Annotated in this window: 14 protein-coding genes; 4 read left to right on the forward strand and 10 right to left on the reverse strand. The window is 40.8% G+C overall.

Translation table 11 applies throughout. The annotated features are described in order from the left end of the window. Positions 1-171: 171 nt before the first annotated feature. Positions 172-1,059 (reverse strand): PorP/SprF family type IX secretion system membrane protein, encoded by an 888-nt coding sequence (locus CRO54_RS05885; protein ID WP_240775027.1) that lies wholly within the window; start codon positions 1,057-1,059, stop codon positions 172-174. A 38-nt stretch (positions 1,060-1,097) separates the two neighbouring features. Next, on the reverse strand, positions 1,098-6,488 hold the full coding sequence (locus CRO54_RS05890) for an MBG domain-containing protein (protein WP_097129738.1): 5,391 nt from the start codon (positions 6,486-6,488) through the stop codon (positions 1,098-1,100). A gap of 68 nt (positions 6,489-6,556) precedes the next feature. On the opposite strand from CRO54_RS05890, the gene CRO54_RS05895 reads away from it, so the two are divergent. After that, a complete protein-coding gene (locus CRO54_RS05895; RefSeq protein ID WP_097129740.1) occupies positions 6,557-7,558 on the forward strand; it encodes an SAM-dependent methyltransferase in 1,002 nt (333 codons plus the stop codon). Here CRO54_RS05895 and CRO54_RS05900 read toward each other — a convergent pair. Genes CRO54_RS05900 through CRO54_RS05920 form a run of 5 tightly spaced genes read right to left on the reverse strand, consistent with a single transcriptional unit; the run spans position 7,555 to position 11,460 of the window. Beyond that, a complete protein-coding gene (locus tag CRO54_RS05900; RefSeq protein WP_097129742.1) occupies positions 7,555-8,157 on the reverse strand; it encodes a phage tail protein in 603 nt (200 codons plus the stop codon). The genes CRO54_RS05895 and CRO54_RS05900 overlap by 4 nt on opposite strands. 15 nt (positions 8,158-8,172) lie before the next feature. Next, positions 8,173-8,772, reverse strand: coding sequence for a phage tail protein (locus tag CRO54_RS05905; protein ID WP_097129744.1), 600 nt, complete (start codon positions 8,770-8,772; stop codon positions 8,173-8,175). Positions 8,773-8,784: 12 nt separating this feature from the next. Then, entirely contained in the window at positions 8,785-9,381 is a 597-nt protein-coding gene (locus CRO54_RS05910) for a phage tail protein (RefSeq protein WP_097129747.1), read from the reverse strand. A gap of 11 nt (positions 9,382-9,392) precedes the next feature. After that, the gene (locus tag CRO54_RS05915; protein ID WP_097129749.1) at positions 9,393-10,319 is read right to left on the reverse strand and encodes a methionyl-tRNA formyltransferase; all 927 of its coding nucleotides are present in this window, start codon (positions 10,317-10,319) and stop codon (positions 9,393-9,395) included. A gap of 16 nt (positions 10,320-10,335) precedes the next feature. Next, the gene (locus CRO54_RS05920; protein WP_138765758.1) at positions 10,336-11,460 is read right to left on the reverse strand and encodes an ABC transporter substrate-binding protein; all 1,125 of its coding nucleotides are present in this window, start codon (positions 11,458-11,460) and stop codon (positions 10,336-10,338) included. 278 nt (positions 11,461-11,738) lie between these two features. Between CRO54_RS05920 and CRO54_RS05925 the strand changes: the two genes are divergently transcribed. Both CRO54_RS05925 and CRO54_RS05930 read left to right on the forward strand, forming a co-directional pair. Continuing rightward, positions 11,739-12,692 carry a bifunctional UDP-sugar hydrolase/5'-nucleotidase gene (locus tag CRO54_RS05925; protein ID WP_097129753.1) on the forward strand — a complete coding sequence of 318 codons (954 nt, stop codon included), beginning with the start codon at positions 11,739-11,741 and terminating at the stop codon, positions 12,690-12,692. 57 nt (positions 12,693-12,749) lie between these two features. Continuing rightward, positions 12,750-13,271, forward strand: a complete 522-nt coding sequence (locus tag CRO54_RS05930) for a hypothetical protein (RefSeq protein WP_097129755.1) — start codon at positions 12,750-12,752, stop codon at positions 13,269-13,271. A gap of 92 nt (positions 13,272-13,363) precedes the next feature. Here the strand turns inward: CRO54_RS05930 and cysC are convergent, their stop codons facing one another. The 3 genes from cysC to CRO54_RS05945 form a co-directional block, all read right to left on the reverse strand. Next, a complete protein-coding gene (gene cysC, locus CRO54_RS05935) occupies positions 13,364-13,885 on the reverse strand; it encodes an adenylyl-sulfate kinase (protein ID WP_097129757.1) in 522 nt (173 codons plus the stop codon). A 254-nt stretch (positions 13,886-14,139) separates the two neighbouring features. Then, positions 14,140-14,679 (reverse strand): outer membrane beta-barrel protein, encoded by a 540-nt coding sequence (locus tag CRO54_RS05940; protein ID WP_097129760.1) that lies wholly within the window; start codon positions 14,677-14,679, stop codon positions 14,140-14,142. Positions 14,680-14,688: 9 nt separating this feature from the next. Next, positions 14,689-17,169: a mechanosensitive ion channel family protein gene (locus CRO54_RS05945; protein WP_097129763.1), complete on the reverse strand. Its 2,481-nt coding sequence runs from the start codon at positions 17,167-17,169 to the stop codon at positions 14,689-14,691. A 125-nt stretch (positions 17,170-17,294) separates the two neighbouring features. On the opposite strand from CRO54_RS05945, the gene CRO54_RS05950 reads away from it, so the two are divergent. Continuing rightward, positions 17,295-17,885: a hypothetical protein gene (locus CRO54_RS05950; RefSeq protein WP_240775029.1), complete on the forward strand. Its 591-nt coding sequence runs from the start codon at positions 17,295-17,297 to the stop codon at positions 17,883-17,885. The last annotated feature ends 168 nt before the right edge of the window (positions 17,886-18,053 follow it).

Here is an 18,053-nt window from a genome sequence, read left to right on the forward strand (position 1 = left end):
TTAGGTAAATTATGTTCTACCTAATCGATTTTAAAAGTTAAGCTATTAAGAGATTAACTTCGTGATTTCCTAAATATTCGAGCTTCTTCTTTAATTAAAATGCTCGATTGGATGATATTTGGAAAGTGATCATTCCTTAATATGGTAAAATATCAATCTATTTTTTGCTGGCTATTTAAATAAATTGATTTTTAAATTTAGTTCGAAACTACCATTTGTCTGACTTGCAAGTGCCGAGGTATTGGAAGTATACAATCCCAATAAACTGAAGGCCTTCGATAACTTGGCATTTACACCAAAAGAAGTGCTCTTGGTGCTGTGGTACATCGCCATCAAGCCAATCTTATCGTCTGCAAAGGTAAAGTTCGCCCCTACATCCAAAATGTTATCAAAACCACGTACCCCGCGGAAGGCTACTTTAGGTTCCAGTCCAACACCCTCACTCTCCGACAGGCGTATTCTGTAGCTCGCAGCGGCAAAGTATCTTGCCTCGTTCACCACCTCTTCTCCGTCCTTACTGAAACCAAGGCCATTTCTTAGGTTAGGCATTGCTGCCTGCAAACTCAATTTGCCACTGGTATAGGCTATTCCAAAATCTCCATCCACATATTGCCTACGTTCGTTGAAGTTTCTAGTCGAAGGGTCGTTCGGATCACCATCCATCATTCCTTGGTCTACCAGTTCGTCCATAAAACCTAGCGAGATACCAAAGCTAAGCTTGTCGCCTTTGCTATTTACTGGCAGATGGTAGGCATAACTTCCCATTACCCTGGTATGTTTGAAAAGTCCCGTTTGGTCGTTATACACGCTCAGCCCCAGCCCTGCTTTTGGAGTCATTGCATAGGAACCTGTCAATACCTGCACCTTAGGTGATCCTGGAAGCGTGCTCCACTGCTGGCGGTAGCCAAGGTCAACCTCTAGGCCAGGTCCCATCCCAGCAAATGCTGGATTGTTAAGGTACTGGTTATGGTAGTACATGGCACCCAATGGTGCCAATTGTGCACTTGCCGTACCAAATGCCATACCCGATACTAGCAACGCGATTATATGTCTTTTCATCTTCATGAGCTTATTCATTTTAGTAATCATCATCCCCCTTAATCTCTTACAATTGATACGAAACCTTTTTTCTTGAGCTTGCCATCACCAAAATCGATAATGTAATAATAAGTGCCCTTTGCCAATGGCGAACCGTTGAGCATACCGTCCCAAGTATTATTGTAGCTCTTTTTACTGTACACTACTCTACCTGCAACATCGAAGATTTTGATTTCGTTGTTAGGATACATATCGATGTTACGGATGATCAGGTAATCATTTTTACCATCACCATTCGGAGTAAGGATGTTTGTGCCTGAGATCAACTGGTAATCTTCCTGTACGGTAATGGTGATGCTTTTGGTTTCACTGCAACCATTTGCGTTAGTTGCTGTAACCGTATAGGTAGTGGTCTGAGATGGGCGTGCCGTTAGCACAGCAGTATTCTGCCCGCTGATAATACCATTTGCTGTAGACCAGCTGTAGCTTGTTCCACCTGTTGCCGTTAACTGAACCGTAGCTCCCTTAGAAACAGAAAGACCTAGGTTTGAATTAATCGCCACCACCGGCAAAGCATTCACTGTGATTACGAAAGCACGGCTATAGGTGTCTATTCCACCATTGGCCGTTCCACCGTTATCTTTAACTGTTACGGTAATGGTTGCCGTTCCCACAGCACCAGATTTAACCTGATAAACCAAGGTTCCTGTAGTGCCGCTACCAGATACACTTAATACATCAAACAAGTTTGCGTTGCTACTAGCTACTGATAAACTGGTGGTTTGGCTAGTTTCAGGACCCGCACTAATTCCGGTTAAAGCTACATTCTGCGAAGTTCTGGTATAGCATATCGTTTGATTAGCGATAGCAGCCAACGTAGGCACTTCATTTACATCTGTTAAATTGATTGTCAATACTCTATCCAAGAAGAATCCATATTGTGTAGTGCTTCTTACTCTAATACTGTAAGCAGCTTTGGTTTCATAATCCAGTAGAGCGGCAGTGTTCAATGAAGTTCCTGAAATAGCGAACAATGCGTTATCTGTATCACCAGTTCCACCAACCAAGCTATAAGTAAATGTTGCCGCAGGATCGTCAGAAGTACTGCTCAATGTTCCTGCATTGGTTCCAGCAGGTCTGTTCTCTAACAAAGTTACAGCAGCAAAGCCCACACTAGTTGGTGCTCCTGGTTTAACTTTAAGTATACCGTTTACATATGAAATGGTATAATTTGCCGCTGCTAAACCGCTCGCCGTAATTGGATAATCACCCATCGGGCTATTGGTTACCGCGGTAGTGGTGATGCTTAATGAGCCTGTCAAAACACTAGAAGTCTCACTGTTTACAAACCCGGCGTAGCTAACTGTTAATGGTGGATTAACCGTTCCTACAAATTTCTCTTTGTTATCTGCCGTAATGGTTAGCGCTTTTCTGTTTACAGTTAAAAGATTGTTTACATAACTGATGGTGTAATTACCTAATCCTGTACCAATAGCTGCCGAAACAACAATTGGATAGGTAGAGCCTGCCACGGTAGCGTTAGCTGCTGCTCCCGTACTATTTAAGGTCACACTGGTAATTGCATCGCTATTGGTCAAACCTAATGAAGTAAACTCAGTACCTGCAAAAGTCACCGCATCACCATAGGTTTTAGTCCTCGCCGAAGCTGTGATGGTTAATGCTTTCTGGGTAATGGTCATGGTACCTGGCACATAAGTGATAGCATAGTTTGAACTTGCTGCACCTGACGCCGTAATAGCATAAGGACTGCCCAACACAGACGATGCCGCTGTTGCCGTAGTGCTCAATGTTGGTTGCGTGGTTAAGCTCAAAGGTGTATCGCCATTCACAAAGCCGCTGTAGCTCGCCGTAAGCGTAGGCACTGGTGCGCCGTAAACCTTAGTCTGGTTATTGGCAGTAATGGTCAATGCTGCAGGGGTAACCGTTAAGGTACCTGCTACATAATTGATGATATAGTTTGAGCTTACCGCACCAGATGCCGTAATGGCATAAGGACTGCCCAACACAGACGACGCCGCTGTTGCCGTGGTGCTCAATGTTGGTTGAGTGGTTAAGCTCAGCGGTGTATCTCCATTCACAAAGCCGCTGTAGTTCGCAGTAAGCGTAGGCACTGGTGCGCCGTAAACTTTAGTCTGGTTATTGGCCGTAATGGTCAATGCTGCAGGGGTAACCGTTAAGGTACCTGGCAAATAAGTGATAGCATAGTTTGAACTTGCCGCACCCGATGCTGTAATGGCATAAGGGCTACCCGCTACAGAAGATGCTGCTGTTGCCGTAGTGCTCAGTGTTGGTTGAGTGGTTAAATTAGTCTCTGTATCTCCATTCACAAAGCCATTGTAGCTTGCTGTAAGCGTAGGCACTGGTGCGCCGTAAACTTTAGTCTGGTTATTGGCCGTAATGGTCAATGCTGCAGGGGTAACCGTTAAGATACCTGGCACGTAAGTGATAGCATAGTTTGAACTTGCTGCACCTGACGCAGTAATAGCATAAGGACTGCCAAATACAGACGATGCCGCTGTTGCCGTAGTGCTCAATGTTGGTTGAGTGGTTAAGCTCAAAGGTGTATCTCCATTCACAAAGCCGCTGTAGCTCGCCGTAAGCGTAGGCACTGGTGCGCCGTAAACCTTAGTCTGGTTACTGGCCGTAATGGTCAATGCTGCAGTGGTAACTGTTAAGGTACCTGGCACATAAATGATAGCATAGTTTGAACTTACTGCACCCGATGCTGTAATGGCATAAGGACTGCCCAATACAGACGATGCCGCTGTTGCCGTAGTGCTCAATGTTGGTTGAGTGGTTAAGCTCAAAGGTGTATCTCCATTCACAAAGCCGCTGTAGCTCGCCGTAAGCGTAGGCACTGGTGCGCCGTAAACCTTAGTCTGGTTACTGGCTGTAATAGTCAGTGGCGCCTTGGTAACCGTTAAGGTACCTGGCACATAAGTGATAGCATAGTTTGAACTTGCTGCACCCGATGCCGTAATGGCATAAGGGCTGCCAGCTACAGAAGATGCTCCTGTTGCCGTAGTGCTCAATGTTGGCTGAGTAGTTAAATTGGTCTCCGTATCACCATTCACAAAGCCGTTGTAGCTCGCCGTAAGCGTAGGCACTGGTGCGCCGTAAACTTTAGTCTGGTTGTTAGCCGTAATGGTCAATGCTGCCGTGGTAACCGTTAAGGTACCTGGCACATAAGTGATAGCATAGTTTGAACTTGCTGCACCTGCTGCTGTAATGGCATAAGGGCTGCCCGCTACAGAAGATGCCGCTGTTGCTGTGGTGCTCAATGTTGGCTGAGTAGTTAAATTGGTCTCTGTATCACCATTCACAAAGCCGTTGTAGCTCGCTGTAAGCGTAGGCACTGGTGCACCGTAAACCTTAGTCTGGTTACCGGCTGTAATAGTCAATGTTTTTTGGGTAACCGTTAAGGTACCCGGCACATAACTGATAGTATAATTTGAACTTGCTGCCCCTGACGCAGTAATGGCATAAGGACTGCCCGTCACAGAGGATGCAGCTGTTGCAGAAGTACTCAAGATAGGCTGACTAGTCAAGTTAGTTTGAGTATCTCCATTCACAAAGCCACTATAGCTCACTGTCATAATAGGTACTGCCGCTCCGTAAACCTTGGTCTTGTTATCAGCAGTAATAGAAAGTAAAGCTGGATTTACGGTCAAATCACCCCCTGCATAAGTAATAGTATAATTACTAATCAAAAATCCATTAGCACCAGTTAAGGCCGATGGTACGATTGCCCCAGTATATGTTGTTGCCGCAGCTGTAGCTACAGCGCCACTAGTATAATTGATCGTTACCGTATTTAATGTATTTCCGTTCTGCAAACTTCCGCTAGTTAGCGTGAAAGCTGAAGAGCCCGTTGTGGTTGACAATGTCTGACCATAGGTTTTACTTGCATTACTAGCAGTAATAGTGATTGGTGCACCACTAACTGTATTCGCACCATTAGTGGTGGTCGATACATTCACCGTTGAAGCTCCAGTACTGGTCAATTGGATATTTCCTGAAGGAGAACCCGCTGCCACTGTACTATTTAACCTCACATATATAGGTGTTGAAGTTACTGTACCTGCAGCACCAATGGTAACCGTAGATAGGAAAGTACTATTGTTTGTACTCACCTCGAAACCTGTTGGAGGAGTAACTGTGATGCCCGCAGTTAAATTAGTTCCCGAAACATTAAACTGTTGCGAAGAAGAATTTGTTCCATAAGTGGTAGTAAAACCACCTAGATTAGCGGAAGCAGTAATTACTGAATTAGTTACAGTTAACGTAGCGTTATCGGAATTTGTAGCTGGCGAACAGTTACCTGTTGCAACCACACGATACATATAACCATTCATGCCAAGCGTAGCGCCCGTTATCGTCAATGTTGCGGTAGTTACTCCAGCATAAACACCCCCATTAGTCAAACTAGTAAAACCGCTCCCAGTATTTACCTCCCACTGATAGCTATTTGTATTGGCCGCTGTGGCGGTGATTGTAGTATTACCTCCATTGTTAATAGATGTATTACTAGGTTGAGCAGTAAAAGACGGTGTAGGATTTATTGTTAAGGTAGCAGCATTTGAATTAGCTGCAGGAAATGCAGGAACTCCGTTAACAACGCAACGGTATTGGTAACCATTCATGCCTGCTGTAGCACCAGTAATAGCTAATGTTGCTGTGGTTGCATTACTATACACTCCGCCATTCGCAATATCCGTAAAAGCACCACCAGTGCTTACCTGCCATTGATAACTATAGGCATTAGTTGTACTTACCGAGAAGCTGGTATTTAAACCAGGGCAAATCGCAACATTAGAAGGATGCGCCGTAAATGCAGGTGCTAAAGCGCCCGACCAACGGAAAGCATCCAACGCGATGTAACCAAAATCTCCAGTCGTAGAAATGGTAATGGCATCAACATTTTTCCCAGTATTATTGTCACCTCCAAAAGTAGTTAGATCAATTAACTTAAACCCGTTATCGATTCCAGCATTTGTATTGTTAAAACCAGCAGTTGAATTTGCTTCAAATTGCATTACGCCATTATAATATCCAGTAATCTTAAGTGTTCCTGTAACATTCACGTCATTGGAAGCATTAGCCAGATAGATCCAAAAGCTGTTGACCCTAAAAGCGGTACCACTGGAGATTTGTAATGCTGGAGGTTGTGGATTATTCGCAAAACCATCATTATCAATGAATATGTCATCTGCAGCTGTTCCGTTCCAACCAAGCCCTAGACCTGTAAATCCACCTTGAATCTTAAAATCACCAGGGCTACCAGTTAGATTAGTGAAACTAAACGTTTTGTTATTACTTGTAAAAGAAGTGCTGCCGCTAACGGCAGTTTCAAACGTTTCCAGAAACTGAGCACTGGCCAAGAAAGGCAAGCTAAGTGTTAGAAACAATACGAGTAGTTTTATTTTCATATACCTTGTAATTAGTTAATTTAAATATTTTTTATTCTATATATTGTGATGCTCATATCCATACTAAAATGACTGTATCAAAGCTTAGCGCTATTACAAAAACTATTCTTCAATCGCGTACACCCAACGAAGAGGTGCATGCCATACAATCGCTCTCCGACTTCTATTTAGCTTTCCGCTCCAACCGTAGCCCTCAACCATCTGACCAAGCAGAAAAGGTACTTAAGGGCGGCATTGCCCTTTCCTTTGATCATGCAGCCGACTGCCTTCAGGATTACTACAGAACTGCCCGTTTTATCAAAGGAACGTACCTCGCTATCCAAGAACTACTGCTTCGCTTTCCCAATCAAAAAATAAATATCCTATATGCTGGCTGTGGCCCTTTTGCCACCATCCTACTCCCTATTTTGCCTCTATTTAAGCCAAATCAGCTACAGGTTACCTTAATTGACATCCATCCAGAATCCGTTAAATTTGTTAAAGAACTCTTTACCCAGCTCGATCTTTTATCTTTTGTGGATTGCATTTCCGTAGAAGATGCAATCTCGTATCGTTATCCTAACTCTAACCTGCACATGGTAATTTCAGAAACCATGTTCCATGCGCTTTTAGTTGAACCTCAGGTTGCTATCACCAGAAATCTAGCTCCCCAATTGGTAAATGGAGGGATTTTCATCCCTGAAGAAGTGACTATCGAAGCGATAATTACCTCCTTTTCCAAAGAACCTTTTCTTTACAACGCTGCAGCTCCTGTAGTTTCTGCCATTACTGAGCGTTCTTTAATGGCCAAACTGTTTTCTTTAAATAAGAATTCAGCATCCGTATCTTTTTCCAACCAAGAATATCGTAGTCCTAGGCTTAAAGTCCCAGTCTTTCAAAACTCCAGTCCCGATATCTGTCTATTCACCCATGTCAAGATATTTAGCAAGCTGGAATTGGGCCCGTCTGAGTCCCTTATCACTAACCCTTATTGTTTAGTTTCTATGTTGAATTTACCTTCTGGTTCTTCTATCAGCTTCATTTATGAGTTTACTGAAGTACCCTCTTGGTCATATCAATTAGCAGACTAATTTCTCGCTGGAAATACACCATACATACAAATGATATAGTTCATCCCAAGAGACGGCTGCATATTGTTGTGCGGAATACTCCCACCAGCAGTATCAAAAGTCAATGATGTATTATTTACCTTAATCGAGTCTGTATGCAATACCGTATTTGGAGTTGCATTGTTAAAACCTAGTGTTTTAGCCAGACCAGTGGCCACAGTGTAACCCGGTGTAGAAATTACTGATCCAGCAGTAGCTACAGCCAAAGTTGAATCCGCAGCACTTACCAATAGATTTGTACCAGATGCGGGTGCAGATACTGTGTTGTTATGGGTGTGCGCAGGCATTTGCGCTTGGACCAAGGTCTCAGTTGACGTTCCGCCCGTTTCTCCGATTATATATGTACTTAGCCCTGGACCTCCCCCTTGGCCTATTGCCGTTCGGCCAGCAAAATTCGGCAGTTGAAAAGTAGTTGTACCATTCCCACCGTAATAGGTGCCAATAATTGAAAATAAAGCAGTATTACTTCTAATTGCTACGACTTGCCCCCAACAAAATGCCCAATTTCTAGGTGCAAAAGTAGCCGCAAACAATCTAATTTCTCCTACATATCCGTCCATATTCTTTTATTTTAATTAGTTTCTTGATGGAAAAATTCCTAAAACGCAAATGATAAAATTAACAGCCAGGTAAGGCTGCATGTTATCGTGTGGCTGTGAACCTCCTGTAGCTCCATTGTTCACAGTAAATGTTAAATCAACCGTAGCAGGGTTTAGTGCGACTGCTGGAGTTGCTGAATTAAAACCGAGATTTGGTACAAATGAACCTGAATTCATGTAGCCCGCCGATGCAATAGCTGCTCCCGTAGTAGGCAGATGCGCATCTGCTTCTGCATCAGTAACGGATACCGTTGTTGTTGGAGTGACCGTTGTAGGGACAACTGCATGGGTATGAGCAGGTAATTGTGTCTGAATCAGAGTTACCGTCTCAGTACCAGCTTTCTGCCCAAGTACAACTTGTGATAGACCTAGACCTTGTCCAGTCCCCACGCCCACTCGTCCTCTAAAATCGGGTAGATTAAAAGTGGTCACACCATCTCCACCATAAGTAGTACCGATCAATGCGTATAAAGTATCATATTGTGCTATAGCTAGCTGGTCGCCATTACAAAAACGCCAGTTTAAAGGTGCAAAATTACCTGCAAAATACCTGATCTCTCCTAAATAATCGTCCATAATATTTTTGATTTAATTTCTTGATGGATATATTCCTTGTAAACAAATAATGTAGTTGATGCCCAGATAAGGCTGAATGTTGCTATGTGGTTGACCTGAACCAGCTTGAGCACTCGTTACTGTTAATGGCGATGTATTTAGTGAAGCATTATTCAAAGCAACAGTTGGCTGGGCATTATTTTTAAAGCCCAACAGCTGTGTTGACGATCTTCCCGTTGCTTTAACAGGACTTGCTATACTAGCTCCCGCAACTGGAGTTGCTGAACTGGCAGCAGCAGAACTTACTAACAGTTTACCTGAGCCTCCCAAACTACCGACGTGATTATGTATCGGCATGTTTGAGAGCAAAAGCGTTACGTTTTCTTGTCCTACAACTGCACCAAGAGGCATCTGAATTATGCCGCTAGTTACACCAGTACCTACAGGAACCCTACTTCTCATATCAGGGAGCATAAAAGTCTGTACACCATTACCACCATAGGTAGTACCCAAAAGTGAAAAAAGTGCTTGGTTTGTACTAATATTTAATGTTTGACCCATACACATTGCCCAATTTCTTGGTGCAAAAGGTGGTGCAAACATTCGGATTTCTGATATAGTTCCATCCATAATTCTCTTATTTAAATTAATTGTTCTCCTATTGCCACACCCATACTAAAAAGCTTTGCACCAGACAAATAACCTTCCCGCATGTGTGCCACATTTATTTTTAAAAACTCTTGTCCCTTGCATGCGATCACCAATCCGTAAAGTGCATCGGCATGCACAACGGTTCCCGGTAACTGTTCGGGTATGGGTGGCATATCTACCGGGCTTACTTCCAGTATCCGTATCTCATCATTTCTCAAAAATGTAGATGCCCCGCCATACTTTTGATTGCAGGCGTTTACCAAATATTCAATTTCACGAGCCGATTGCTTTTCCCAATCTATGGTAAGTTGGGCTACACTAGGTTTTTGATCATACAAACCTTGATGCGCTGGCTGTATATTTTCCTTTAGCTCATCCCGCTCCATCAGATCCAGTACAAGCTTTAGCTCTTCCACAGCTTCGTAACCTATACGAATACTATGCATGTCGTAATTTTCTCCCGGATAAATGGCCATTGCTTTCTGCCAAACCACAGGTCCAGCATCTATTTCAGCATTCATTTTATGGATGAACAAGCCTCCATGACTTTCCATGTTACGGATTTGCCAGAAAATAGGATCAGCCCCTTTATATTTAGGCAATACCCCAAAATGGAAATTGAAAAACCCCATGAAAGGGATACTCAAAATCGATGCAGGTATTTTCCAAGGAAAGGCAATTACAAATACAGCATCTGGATTTAGCTGTTGCAACCAGCTCTCCATATCTTCCTTCCAAGTGCCATTTGAAAAAACAGTTATAGCATCAGAACCAATACCAGCAGCTTGCAATGATTGGCGCAACATAGATTTACTCCTTTCTGGAATACCTATGCCCGCAAGAAAATGCTTTTCCTTCAGAAATTGAATAGAAGGAATGGCTAAAAAATCAGTATTGCAAACAACCGCTATTTTCATATTGCCTACATCATAATCATATACCTAGATAAGGATTTTCCCAGCCTGATGAAAGCTGCTGAAGTGAATCACTCAAAGCCTTATTGTCTATACTCACTGTTTCGATCCTGCCAACAATCTCCCGCTTGATGTTATTTCTATTTCCAGAATGTATATTTTTCACCAGATGAACCTGATTCTCCTTCCCTGGTGTTTGAGCATCGATATGCAAAACCCCTCGGTGGGAGTTGACCTTCACCTGATTCAGCGCATCTGTCAAACTTCTTTCACCTTTTATTTTAAGCGCCTCGGCCAATATCATTCCTGTTTCTTTACCTAATTGGTAATAAGTCTGATCTTGCTCAGCAACCTTATTCTCACTTTCTCCTTCAGAAACTAGTTCAGTACTGCTTATTGCCGTGTAGATCTCCAGCTCATTTTCCTTTGCATCAAAATTTTCCAGCAAAAAAGGCAAAGCTAATAACGGAATATTTTTAGCGGCCGAAGTTGCATAAGCTTCTTGAAAAGCAGTAGCCTCTTCTCCACAAAATGCACTAAAAACAAAATCTGGCTTAAACATTTCGATGTGTTCAAAAACAGTCCTGGGATCAGTAGTTTTGGCTCCTGGAGTAACCTGTGCGATAGAAAAAGGCATTGTGCTCTCTTTGTCTGCAGCTTCCATTCCGAGCGTTAACATATTGCTAAAAGAATAACCCGCATCGTATACACTAGCTACAAACATCCCTTTATTACCAAAGGCTTTAACCGCCCAATACCCAAGCGACCAGATTTGTTGCCAGCTATGAGTAGAATTGATAAAAATGTAAGGGTTAAATAACGCTGGATTAGGTATATGCTCCCCAATATTATTTATAATGATAGGCTTTTTGTAACGCTCAAATTTAGGGGCAACCGCCGTTGCAACCATATTAGAAACAAGGCCGGCAACTACATCTACTTGGTAATGATAAAAAAGTTTATCTATAGCTTCTTCTACCTTTAACCTACCACCTTGACCTATAAATTCAGGAATGAGTTCTACTTCCCAATCAGACTGATTAACCTGGTCTTTGATTGCTTGCTTTAATCCCTGTTCAAAATCTCTAGACATCGGAACGATGGTAGATACAGGCAGCAATAAACCAACGGTTAATTTGTTCATGATGAGCGTTATGTTTAGTTTTCTATTTTTATCTTTTTTATTTAGCAATTACTTTATTGCAATTTCTAATTTAAAAAGATAAGTTGTAAAAGTCTTATACACTTTACAATACGCCGATAAAAGTAGTAAAAGATTATATTCAATTCCAAATGTTTTTTATTAAAAAATAAATTAGCCGCTTTTATACACATATAATAGTTACAATAAAAATATAATATTCTTAAAAGTTGTTCGTTTCAGAACTTTTCTTTAACATTACTCCATCTAAATTATTTATCATGACCCAAGCTAGACGATCTTTTCTAAAAAAATCAAGTATCCTTACCAGCGCAGCTCTATTTAGCAGTCATTTGGACGCATTAGCTGTCATCACCAAAAAAATCGGCACGCTTAATAGCGAACGTATGATTATATATCAAACCAATGACCTGAATGGCCGTATTGAAGCCGATCATAATGGTCATGGAGGGATTAAAAATATCGTCGATTTGATTAAAAACCAGCAAACTTCCGGCTTAAATGTTGATGGGGGTAATTTCCTAGCACATGGGAATGCTCGAGACCAACACGAAAGAACCATATACTTAATGAATAAAATTGGCTATCATGCGGTAACCATAGGCGCAAATGAACTGGATATGGGTCAAGAATCTTTTGCAGCACTACTTCCTCAAATGGATTTCCCTCTGGTTAATTGCAATTATACTTTTAGCCATGCCAAATTATCTTCTAGTGTAAAACCGTACATCATACTTAAGAATAAAAATTTAAAAATTGGCATCACCGGTGTTGGCGCATCTTTAAATGTACCAGGTATCGAATTCAAAAATCCTTATCAGGCAGCCAATCAAACTGCCGATTATCTTAAAAACAATCTGAAATGTGATTTTGTAATTTGCTTATCTCATTTGGGTTATGAAACTGATGGCTATAGCAACAAAGGTTTAGCTGAAGCATCAGAGCATATTGATTTTGTTGCAGGCGGCCATCAAAACAAGGTTTTACGTGGCGCAATGATCTTGAGAAATAAAAACAAATATGATGTGGCATTAAGTCAGGCTGGCGAGCACGGAATGATTTTAGGCAAAACAACTTTTGGCTTTGATTCCCTTAACCGTAGAAATGATTTCCATCATAAATTTCTTATTGCAGGTTTAAACCACGAGCAACAGTCTACCGAAGCACACTTGGTGCTTGGAAAACTAGCTACAGCGCAAAAACATAACAGCTAACCAGAATTTGTGATATCTAACGATACTTAATTAGAACAACTGATCAATAAATTAGAATTGCAGACGGTAGCAATCGATTACGAAAAGAAAGAGCTAATTACGCTTTTGGTTAATTTTCTAAAAGAAATAGGATTAACTGTAGAGTTTGCTGTAGAAAAAGAACCTGGCTTTCTTCCTGGAATACACATTAGAAATGGTGGTTTAAGTATTGATACCGAAAAACTATTACATCCCGGCGATATCCTGCATGAAGCTGGTCATTTAGCTACCTTACCTTATCACATTAGATGTGAATTGGATGGCAAATTACCAGACACAGACACGCACCGATCTGCCGAACTAATGACCCTTGCCTGGAGTTATGCCGCAACGCTACATTTAAAAATCCCAGCAAATGTTGTTTTTCATGAAAACGGATATAAGGGTGGTGCTCAAAACCTAATCGATAATTTTGAACAAGGTCGGTTTATAGGCGTACCTATGCTACAATATTATGGATTGACTTATGACGAACAAAATGCAGAACGACTTGGCGTACAGCCTTTCCCACATATGGTGAACTGGGTTTGCTTAAAGTAGTAACATCAGGCTTTAGACTTGCTCAGTTTTCATTTTGGCAATCAATTCCCCAGCCTACATTGGCGTGTTTTTTTTTTATTTCGTTATAATTATTAATCACCAATCATAAAATCAACAGCAACACACAAACTGTCTTCAATACTCAACAAATCGGTATCAATAACCAGATCCGCAGCAACAGGAATTTCAAAAACATCGTTCAAGCCCGTAAGGTTGTAGATTTTATTTGGATGTCCATCTGGAAGCAAAGCCTTTTGATAAAGTCCCTTAGTATCTCTTTTAATCAGCACTTCGATATCACACTTTATCCAAACTAGCTTGGCATTACAGCTTAATCCAAGTACCTCTCGCCCTTCTTCATAAGGATTGATGACGGCAATGAATATGAAGTCAAAGTCCTCACGTTGGGATGCTGCAAAAACTCCCAACCGCCTTACATTTTCTATGCGGTCTGCCTTACTAAACCCCAGATCCTTACATAAAGTTTGCCTATAAACGTCTCCATCAATCACCTTCACGCGATAGCCTTTAGCTTGCAGCTCATTAGACAAAGCATTGGCCAGCGTTGTTTTTCCTGCGCCCGAAAGGCCACAAAATTGAAAAATCAATCCCATAAAAAATAAGTAGCGTTAATAAATTCTTCAAGCCTCTCGATTGCTCAAATACACCGTTTAATAACAATGTAAATTCACCTCTAGAAACCTATACTATTATCATCAAAAAAATAATTGTTAATCCATTTATTAGCAAAATGCAGGCAATGCATCCACCAATTTTCAGCAATAAGTAGATAAGTGCGAGAAACAAAGTTGCAAAACAAAAAGACGACAAGTGCCGTCCTTTTATACCATTTAAATTTTCTTATTACCTACAAAGCAAAATTATATCCTACTCTAAACCCAACAAATTTAATGCTGTAAGTATCATTATCTGAATGAGAACTATGATATTTCACCCCTACTTCTACTTTATTGATCAAATAGCCTACTCCTGCTGCCCAGCCAAATGCGGTTTGGCTATCGCTGGCTTTAATACCTGCAGCACTCTCTCCAGCAATTCTATTGATAGAAAAACCAACCTGTGTATCAAAAATTACTTTACCGAAAAGATATCTGTAGCCTGTGTACAACGGAATAGCAGAATAGGAACCACTGGCGCCAGCTGGCAAATCCTTAAGACTAAAACGGTTATAACCAGCTTCTAAGGTGACCTGATGTGGACTGCTTTTACTTCCTATTCCATACATCCCTTTTAAGCTACCACCGAAACCGGTATTGGCTATTTTGTTTAATTTTTCAGTTGGAATAGCTGCTCTGGCACCAATCTGAATACCATTTGTTCCTTTTTGGGCATTAGCCATAGAGAAGGTAAAAACTGAGACTGTGAAAAGTAAGATTTTCTTGATCATATTGCGTTATTATTTATTTTTTTCGCCTCTACGTTTATCATTGGTATCGCTGTGGATGAATACCTCTTGCTTAGGATAAGGCACTTTAATGTCATTTTCAATAAACAGCTGATTGATGGCCATAATCACATCGTTCTTGATCTCCAACACCGGTTTAGGCTGTTTAGTCCAATAAAGCACATGCAGTTCTAAGGCCTCTGCTGTAATATCCTGAAAGTACACATTAGGTTCCGGATGTTTCAAAATCCGTTCATCGGTGTTCAGCACTTTAAGTATCCCTTCCTTAATTAGTTGAAGATTGGCATTGTGCATAATGTTAATGACAATAGAAGAACGACGCCTACCATTGCCGCTAGACCAATTTACTAGATGCGAATTTAGCAAATCGCCATTGGGCATTACAATTTCTGCACCTTCAAAAGTTGTGATTACACTGCTTCTAAAACCGATTGATTTTACAATTCCGCTTTTACCTGCCACTTCCACTTCATCATCTAGGTTTACTGGCTTTTCAAATGCGATAACCAGTCCACTCACTAAATTATTAACCAAGGATTGTAGACCAAATCCAATACCTACACCTAACGCTCCCAATACAATGGCTATTTTATCTATCGGGATGCCGACTGCCGCAAATGCCAGGAATAAACCTAAAATGATAATCGTAATGCGAATGAGCAATACCCAACTTCCTATTCCTCTTTTACCCTCCTGCTGTTTGGAAAACGTACGCTTATCCAATGCGAAAAAAGAAACCACCTTGGATACAATAACTGCGGTGGTAACCACAAAAAAGAAAAGGATTAAGTTGCTGATGCTAAAAGTATAACTTCCAATTGCCCGTTGGTCAAAAAAGAAATCTCTAACTGGCTCTACCAAAAAAGCGTAAGCGGGAAAATTGCGACCAAACAAGATGATCCAACCAATGGCTAGCAGTAAATAAAGTAATGCGGGTGCTCTTTGCCCCACACGATCAAAATTCATAAAGAAAAGGCTCTTATCTTGACTAGCGTAAAGATCAAAAGCCAATTGCAAGCCTTGATTAATTAGTCTCACAGTCCAAAGGAACATGATGGCAATGATGACATTGACATAACCAGCAACCAATAATGCCTTCGAAAGATTGTAGCTTCCAAAAACGTTAAAAACTAAGGATGAAATCTCTAACAAGATCATCAGCCCTATGGCGTACAGAATTAGTTTTTCACGAAGTTCATCACGCTTATCTTTTTTAAAAATTACCGTACCTACTGCTATCCCAGCTGTTGATAGCAGGAACATATACCATCTTTCTACTCCCGAAGCCTGAAGTATTAAATTATCTAACGAAGACAGTACAAATAACGAGAGCATTGCCAACCATGCAAACATCCAAAATTTAGAAATATAGCCCCTCATTAAAATTGTAAGCGCAGCAGCAGCAACCAACCAAAAGATCAAACTAAAGATAAATGGAGGTGCGCTAAAAAGGAACTGAGCTAAATTTGTTATCATAAAAAAAGCGGATATCAACGGATACTTTAAAATTAGATGCTCCTCTTTGATCTCTTTTTCTTCAATTTCTTTGTTGTAAGTTTTCTTTAATGAAAAGATGAAGGCATAACACACACCCAACAAAACCAAGATGGTTAATACGATGCCTAAATTACTGCTGCTGTAGAATTGAAGGTTTAGTTTAGCTTTTTCTATGGAGTAATTGATGATGTGACTAAACGGAGCCATATGTTCTGTTGACATCCAAATGAACGCAAATTCCTTTTTAAAAAAATGTTTGGACATTTCTCGTTGATACAATGCAATTTCATCCAGGTTATTTTCTAAACTGTAAGCCTGCAGATTGGCCTGTGTTTGTAAGGCTTGTGTCTGCAATATAGATTGATCTAAAACACTGTCAATTGGCGCCACTTCTTTTGAAAGGGCAGACAAAGCCTGCATATACTTCGATAGCTTTACCGAGTCTTCTGGAAAAGCTAAAAGTTCTCTCACATTGGCAAGAGAATCCATCTGGTATTTGAAAACCGACAGCTGCTTTTTATAACTATCTAGCTTATTCTTTTGAAGGGTACACTTGTTCAATAGTACTTTTAGTATCTTCTCTGTGGTTACTAAGTTCCTGTAGGTTTGTGTATGATCTTTATGACTAAACAATCCATCACTTACTAGCGTAACATGTGCTGCTATCAACGATAATTCATTTTTTGCAGTTAGCGTATCTAAGCCTGTTCTAAGATAGAGTTTTGCTTTTTGCAGATGTTTCTTAATTTCTACAATGGTGGCTTCTTGGATTTGCTCCGCCCTATCTTCCTGCAAATCTGCTGCACTAGTTATTGCCGACTGCTTTGCAAAATCCTGCATTCTGGCTACAAAACCTTTCGCAATTAATTTAGTGGTGTCTTTTTTAGAGGTTTTATTAGACTGGGCATTAACAATGTGGCTAAAGCAAATTAGCAAAGTTAATAAGCATAATATACGGAATAGCTTTAATCGCATGTCGTACTGTAAGATAGCAGAAATCGTTAACCTAAATTTAATGAGTTGAAAGTAAATAAATATTCTTGAAAAGTGTAATTATTCGTTCCGAAAAGCTAATTTTATAGTATTAAAATAACAAGCTCATGAACAGAACTCTCCTGTTAATTCTGGCAACGCTTTTCTCTATCAATGCTTTTGCCCAAAACCCAACCAACGAAAAAGTTGATGTCATCCTCAAACTAAATGGAGATGAAATGAAGGGAAAAATCACCAAAATCAACGACACAGAACTTACCTTTATCTACAGTGGCGAAACACTGGAATACACGATAAAGAAATCAGACATTTTAAAAATTATCCACTCAAGCGGAAGAGTAGAAACCATTAACCAGCCTCCCTTACCTTCTGATGTGCGCAAGAGCGATCAGGTAGTGATGAAGGGATCTCCAGCCGATCACCACAATAAAATTGCCATTCTTCCTTTTCATTTCCTGATCGAAAACCAACCTGGTGCAGATGAGATAGGTATGAGTGCTCAACAAGATGCCTATGGTTTTTTATCGCAACACTCTGCCGGCTACACGCTTTTAGATCCGAGGACTACCAATGCACTATTGGCTAAAGCGGGTGTAACCAAAGATAATATTACTGGTTTTACGATGAATGAGCTTTGTAATATCTTAGGGACAGAATATATCATAGATGGAACTGTAAAACAGAACAAAGCTTCTTAAAGCAGTTATACCAGCGACAATTCGAACACGAATGTAAAGAGAAATGGGAATGATAAGGTCACTAAGGTGAACACTTATGGTTCTACCTTTTCTAATGCGGAACAACGTTATGATGTTTCGGTAAGCCTGAGCATTTATACAGACACCAATGCGAGCATCTATAACCAA

Origin of the sequence: Pedobacter xixiisoli (genome assembly GCF_900215335.1) — a bacterium.
Classification (GTDB): domain Bacteria; phylum Bacteroidota; class Bacteroidia; order Sphingobacteriales; family Sphingobacteriaceae; genus Pedobacter; species Pedobacter xixiisoli.